7 protein-coding genes are annotated in these 5,803 nt (G+C 71.7%); 3 read left to right on the top strand and 4 right to left on the bottom strand.

Going from position 1 to position 5,803, the window contains the following annotated elements; translation table 11 throughout:
- Positions 1–30: 30 nt before the first annotated feature.
- Positions 31–864, bottom strand: coding sequence for a pectate lyase (locus G5C51_RS39320; protein ID WP_165245284.1), 834 nt, complete (start codon positions 862–864; stop codon positions 31–33).
- Positions 865–1,126: 262 nt separating this feature from the next.
- Here G5C51_RS39320 and G5C51_RS39315 point away from each other — a divergent pair, with 262 nt between their 5' ends.
- Positions 1,127–1,549 (top strand): peptidoglycan-binding domain-containing protein, encoded by a 423-nt coding sequence (locus tag G5C51_RS39315; RefSeq protein ID WP_338118480.1) that lies wholly within the window; start codon positions 1,127–1,129, stop codon positions 1,547–1,549.
- A 12-nt stretch (positions 1,550–1,561) separates the two neighbouring features.
- Here G5C51_RS39315 and G5C51_RS39310 read toward each other — a convergent pair whose 3' ends face one another.
- Both G5C51_RS39310 and G5C51_RS39305 read right to left on the bottom strand, forming a co-directional pair.
- Entirely contained in the window at positions 1,562–2,398 is an 837-nt protein-coding gene (locus G5C51_RS39310) for a hypothetical protein (RefSeq protein WP_165245280.1), read from the bottom strand.
- On the bottom strand, positions 2,398–2,958 hold the full coding sequence (locus G5C51_RS39305) for a SigE family RNA polymerase sigma factor (protein WP_165245278.1): 561 nt from the start codon (positions 2,956–2,958) through the stop codon (positions 2,398–2,400). The genes G5C51_RS39310 and G5C51_RS39305 overlap by 1 nt, the downstream gene beginning before the upstream one ends.
- Positions 2,959–3,133: 175 nt before the next feature.
- On the opposite strand from G5C51_RS39305, the gene G5C51_RS39300 reads away from it, so the two are divergent.
- Positions 3,134–3,850, top strand: a complete 717-nt coding sequence (locus G5C51_RS39300) for a glycoside hydrolase family 12 protein (RefSeq protein WP_165245276.1) — start codon at positions 3,134–3,136, stop codon at positions 3,848–3,850.
- Between the two features lie 4 nt (positions 3,851–3,854).
- On the opposite strand, the gene G5C51_RS39295 is transcribed toward G5C51_RS39300, so the two are convergent.
- A complete protein-coding gene (locus G5C51_RS39295) occupies positions 3,855–4,919 on the bottom strand; it encodes a LacI family DNA-binding transcriptional regulator (RefSeq protein WP_276617711.1) in 1,065 nt (354 codons plus the stop codon).
- A gap of 167 nt (positions 4,920–5,086) precedes the next feature.
- Here G5C51_RS39295 and G5C51_RS39290 point away from each other — a divergent pair, with 167 nt between their 5' ends.
- Positions 5,087–5,458 (top strand): DUF6479 family protein, encoded by a 372-nt coding sequence (locus G5C51_RS39290; RefSeq protein WP_206314808.1) that lies wholly within the window; start codon positions 5,087–5,089, stop codon positions 5,456–5,458.
- The last annotated feature ends 345 nt before the right edge of the window (positions 5,459–5,803 follow it).

Below are 5,803 nucleotides of genomic sequence, written 5' to 3'. Positions count from 1 at the left end.
GGTCGGGGTGGGGGGTGGCCCGGTGGGGACTCAGTCGTAGGTCAGGTCCGACTCGCTGTAGAGGCAGGTCTTGCCGTCCGGGCCGCTGCCGATCTCGGTCGGCTCGTCACCGGAGTCGTTGCCCTCGAAGCGCACGCAGGGCTCGATCTCCTTGTCCGCGTCGCCGTGGATACGGACGTCCCGGAGCGTCGCGGTGTCGCCGTAGTTGGCGTTGACGCCGGCGATGGACTTGCCCGGGGCGGTGATGTCCACGTCGTCGATGACGATGTGCCGCTCGTGCTGGGTGGAGCAGTTGCCGCAGGAGCGCACCAGCTTGCCGAAGTCCTCGACCTGGAACTTCGTCACGGTGAGGGTGCCGGCGCCGTTGAACTGCAGCACCTTGTCGTCCGCCTTGCGGGCGCCGCCCCCGGTGACGGTGTATTCGGCGCTGCCGGAGCCGCCCTTGAAGGACGCGGCGTCCTCGCCGACGTCCTCCCACCACACGTTCTCGATCGTGCAACTGCCCTTGCAGTGCACGCCGTCGGCGGCCGGGGTGCCGATGACGACGTTCTTCAGCACGGCGCCGTCCTCGAGCTCGAAGATCGCGGGCTGGCCCTCGTCCTGGCCGCCGTCGCCGAGCTCGCCCTCGCCGTAGAAGCGCTTGAGCTCGCCGTCGTACGTGCCGTCGACCGAGATGGTCTTCGACACCGCCTGCTCGCCGGTCGGCTTCGGCCACGCCGGGGCGTCGGCGCTCGCCGTACCGAGCATCGAGGTGGCGCCGATGCCCGCGGCCGTCAGCGCGAGCGCCCCGACGCCGGCCATGACGGCCTGCCGGCGACTGAGCCCGCGGCGGTGCCTGCCGCGCTGTTCCTGTCGTGTTGTCATGCCACTTCCTCGGTGGGGGGTGACGGGTTACGACAGGTGGTTGCCGCCGACGGCCGGCAGGTTGCCGCGGAGGCAAAAGTTCCGCTGATGTCCACCTGGCGCGGTACTGCGCATGTTGTGCCGACTTGCGCGCATACCGCGAGAGTTGAGGCCGCGGGCCGTCGCTGGGTTGACGCTCATCGCCACCGCGCCGATTAGGTTTCCGATCCTGCTCACTCGACAGGAAGAGGACGCCATGCGATCTACTCTGACCAGGGCACTCGTGAGTGCGACCGCCGTCGCCGGTATCGCCGCGGGGAGTCTGGCGGGCGCTGGTCCAGCCCTCGCGGCTTCCCCGCCGGCGACGGCGGCGTCCGCCCAGGACGTCTCCGTCCTCGCGGTCAACAACCTCGGCCTGGAGCCGGCCCAGGCCAAGAAGTGGCAGTGCTGGCTGCGTAGGACGGGCTACAACCCCGGCACGATCGACGGTCTGCTGGGCACCGCCAGCTGGAAGGCGGCGCAGCGGAAGTTCAACGACATGGGTCTCGGCGCCGGCACCCCCGACGGAGTCGTCGGACCGAATACGATCAGGGCGCTGCAGCGGTATCTGAACAAGTACAACGCCGGTCTCGACGTCGACGGCATCGCCGGCCCGCAGACCAGGTTCGCGTTCGCGCTCTACGCCTCCGGCCTGCCCCGCTGCTGACGGCGTCCGCTGTCAGTCGTCGCGGGGGAAGAAGTCGCCCTCGACGGAGAGATGATCGTCGTCAGGAGCCACCGCCGTCGCGGAGTAGTCGTCCTTGCCCGCGTCGCGGGAGCCCTCCGGGTGGTCGTACTGGCCCGCGAAGACGTGGTCGCCGGGGGGAATGCTGCGGCCCTCCTTGAGGGTCCAGCGGTAGATCAGATAGCCGTCCTCCTCCTCGACCTCGGTGTCGAAGTCGTCCTCGGGGAGGGTGCGCCAGGAGCCGGTGGAGGCCAGGCCCTCGGTGCGGGCGAGCCGCAGCTCGACGGTGACCTTGGTCAGGGTGCGCCGGGTCTTGAGGGTGACGTCGCTCTGCGACCAGTACTCGCCGCTGCCGGAGTTGAGGGAGCCGTCGGTCCACAGCGGGCCGTCCGCGTACGCCTTCTCGGGCGGCTTCGTGTCGGACGACGGCTTCGACGACCGCTCCGGGGAGCGGCTGGCGGCGTCCGAACTCGCGGGCGGCGCCGGGGGCATCGAGCGGCGGCCGCTCTCCGAGGGCGTCGGCCCGGACGTCGGCGACTGCGACTCCGGCGCGGACGTCGCGGCCGACGGCTGCTGCGGCCCGTCATCCTGCCGCAGCGCGGCCGTCGCCGACACCCCGGCGGCGGCCAGCACCCCGGCCACCGCGACCGCGGCACCGACCGGCCGCAGCCAGGCCCGGGCCCGGTGCCGCGCGGCGGGCGTCACGTCGACGGAGCCGGGCTCGGCCATGCCACGCTCGACGCGGGCGCGGATACGGGCGGAGTCCGGCTCGTACTCCCCGGCGGCCGAGCGCAGCTTCCGGCGCAGCTCGTCGTGGTGGTGCTCGGGCATCAACGTCCGCCCTCCGCGGCTGCGGAACGGGACGCCGCGCGCAGCATCCGTTCGCTCGTCTCCTCCGGGCCGAGCAGGCGCTGCAGCTCGGCCATTCCCTTCGATGTCTGGCTTTTCACCGTACCCACGGAAACGCCGAGCGCGAGGGCGGTGTCCCGCTCCGACAGATCCATGGCGTGCCGCAGCACCACGCACACCCGCTTGCGGAACGGCAACTGCCGCAGCGCCCGCCGCACATCCACCATCGCGGCCACGTCCGGGTCCGCGACCTCCTCCGACCGCCCCGACCAGTAGAGCGCGATCCGCCGCCGCTCGCGCACCGCGCTGCGGATCCGGCTGCGCGCCATGTTGGCGACGACACCCCGGGCGTACGCCGCCGGGAACTCGGCCGCGCGCACCCGGTCCCAGCGGTCCCAGACGGCGAGCAGCGCGTCCGCGGCGATGTCGTCGGCGGCCTCGTGCTCGCCGGTGAGCAGGTGCGCGAAGCGGGCCAGGTCGGCGTGGTGACTCTCGAAGAAGGTGTGGAACTCGGCGGCAGCCTCATCGGCGGATATGCCCACGGCTGCGCCTCCTTCCCTGGTCGTGGCAGCGGCGCCGGTCCCCTTCGCCTGCGGGGCGGCGAGCATAGCAACCACACCTGCCACACGAGTCCGCCCGCCTCGGCAACCTTTCGCCCCACCGGCGGCAACCGAAAGGCGACCACCTGATCCGAGACGCGGCAGGAATGACACCTCGATGAGCAGACACACCCGCCCCCGCCGGGCCCTGAAGCTGCTGACGGCCCCGGCCCTCGCCCTCGCCGCCACCGGCGCCTGGATCGCCGCCCCCGCACAGGCCGCCACCTGGGAGTCCTGCGAGCAGTGGGGCAACACCGAGATGGCCGGCTACACGCTCTACAACAACATCTGGGGCTCCGGCGCCGGCAGCCAGTGCATCAGCGCCGACTCCGCGGCCGACTGGGACGTGCACGCCGACCACCCGAATACGGGCGGCATCAAGTCCTACCCGAACGCCAAGAAGGTGGTGAACAAGCCGATCTCCGGCCTGTCCTCACTGACCAGCGACTACGAGGTCGAGGTCCCGTCCACGGGCGCGTACAACACCTCGTACGACATCTGGGACACCGACCACGACTACGAGATCATGCTCTGGGTCAACCACACCGGCGCGGTCGGCCCGATCGGCACCCCGCAGGGCCAGGTCACCCTCGGCGGCCACACGTGGGACGTCTTCAAGGGCAGCAATGGCGCCAACGAGGTGATCTCCTTCCTCCGCACCTCGGACTCCTCCGCCGGGTCCGTAGACGTCCTGCCGATCCTGAAGTGGATCAAGGACGACAAGGGCTGGATGGGCGACGAGACCATCGGCGACGTCCAGTTCGGCTACGAGATCACCTCGTCGGCCGGCGGCCTCGACTTCCGTACGAAGGACTTCAGCGTGACGGCCGGCTGACCGCTCAACTGCCCGGCGCGGCGGCAGGGCCCGTGCTGCCGCGCTGGGTGAGCGCGGGCTCCAGCAGGTCCAACTGCTCGCAGGTGCGCCCGGACAGCCGGTCCATCACCCGCTCGACGGCCCGCCGCCCCAGCTCCTGGGCGGGCAGCGCGACGGACGACAGCCGGACCGAGGCGTGCAGCGCGGCCTGCTCCGGGCAGACGGCGACCACCGAGACGTCCTCCGGGACCGCCCTGCCGCGCTGCCGCAGCAGGCTCAGCAGCGGCTCGATGGCGGACTCGTTCTGCACGATGAAGCCGGTGGTGCCGGGCCGCTCGTCGAAGATCCGCGCCAGCTGCGCCGCCACCGCCTCGTACGTGCCCTCCGTGGGCCGGTGCAGCATCCGCACACCCAGCTGCGCGGCCTCGCCGCGGGCGCCGGCCAGGGTCCGCTCGGCGAAGCCGGTGTGCCGCTCGTAGACCGCCGGCGCCTCCCCGATCAGCGCGATCTCGCGGTGCCCGAGCCCGGCGAGATGCGCCACGCACGCCGCGCCCGCGGCGGCGAAGTCCAGGTCCACGCAGATGAGTCCGGACGGGTCGGCGGGCCGGCCGATCAGCACCACGGGCTGCGGGGCGTCGCGCAGCAGCGGCAGCCGCTCGTCGTCGAGCTCGACGTCCATCAGGATCATGGCGTCGGCGCGTGAGCTGCCATGGATGCGGCGGACCGCCTGGGCGCCCTCCTCGCCGGTGAGAAGCAGCACGTCATAGCCGTGTTCGCGGGCGGTGGTGGCCACCGCCACCGCTATCTCCATCATCACCGGCAGATACATGTCCGTGCGCAGCGGCATCATCAGCGCGACCACATTGGAGCGGCTGCTGGCGAGGGCGCGGGCGCCGGCGTTGGGGTGGTAGCCGAGCTCCTTGATGCTGCGCTCGACGCGGCTGCGGGTCGCGCTGGAGATGGAGCGCTTGCCGGACAGGACGTAACTCACCGTGCTCGGCGAGACACCCGCCCGGCGGGCGACCTCCGCGATCGTGACCATACGACCCACCCTCCGAGAAGCGGTTCGATTGAGCGCTCCCCTTGCCATTGATCTGCGTAAGTCAGCAGTGTATGGACAGGGTGGATGGGCGTCCATACTCTGTCGAAGCGCTTCGACTCGGGCATCCCGGCGGGACGTTGATCCCTTTACAGCGTACGCGTGCTGTCCGGCCGGTCGAACCGGAATGCTTCAGCACACGGGGGTACCCGGCCGCTATGGATACCACCGCCCTCGCCGCCGTCCCCCTCGCCGTCACCCGCGACTTCCTCATCGGCATCGGCCCGCTGGTGCTCGGCATCGGGATCGCGGCCGCCCTCATCGCCGCCGTATCGATCGGCATCCGGGTACGGTCCCGCGAGCCCGCCCCGCCCGACCCCAAGGACCAGCCGAAGCTGCCGGACTCCGGCCCGGTGGAGCAGGAGTACAGCTACCGCGAGCCGGACGAGATCGAACCGCGGTCGCCGGACGAGCGGCTGTACCCGCACGAGATCAAGGCGACGGGGACCTCGCGGCCGAGTGACCGCAGCAAGCGGCCGAAGTGGCGGCCTGGACGGAGTGGGGGCTTTGGGAGCGGGAGCTTTGGGTGAGGGGGGCGCGGCGCCGCCTCGTCCGCTGGACCGGCGTGATGGCTGCCCTGTAGAGGGCGAGCCGGCCGAACGCCTTGCGCAGGGGGGCTCCGCCCCTCGGTGAACGGGGCGGGCGTCGGCTGCACGGGCGAGGCGCTCGCCGGCCGCCGGGCCCTGTCGGGCTCCGATGGTGGGCGTCTCCTTCGGCTTCCGCGTTGGCGGGGCGCGGAACCCGCGGGTGGTGCCGGGTGTGACGATGCGGCGGAGCCGGGCACCCGGCAAGGTGGGCAGTGAGCCTGTCTGGGAGGTCACCATGGCAAACACGCCCGAGCAAACACCATCGCTGCGCGAACCGGACCCGCAGCC

It is taken from the genome of Streptomyces coryli (assembly GCF_011044975.1).
GTDB lineage: Bacteria > Actinomycetota > Actinomycetes > Streptomycetales > Streptomycetaceae > Streptomyces > Streptomyces coryli.
This window is presented reverse-complemented; position numbering and strand designations above follow the sequence as displayed.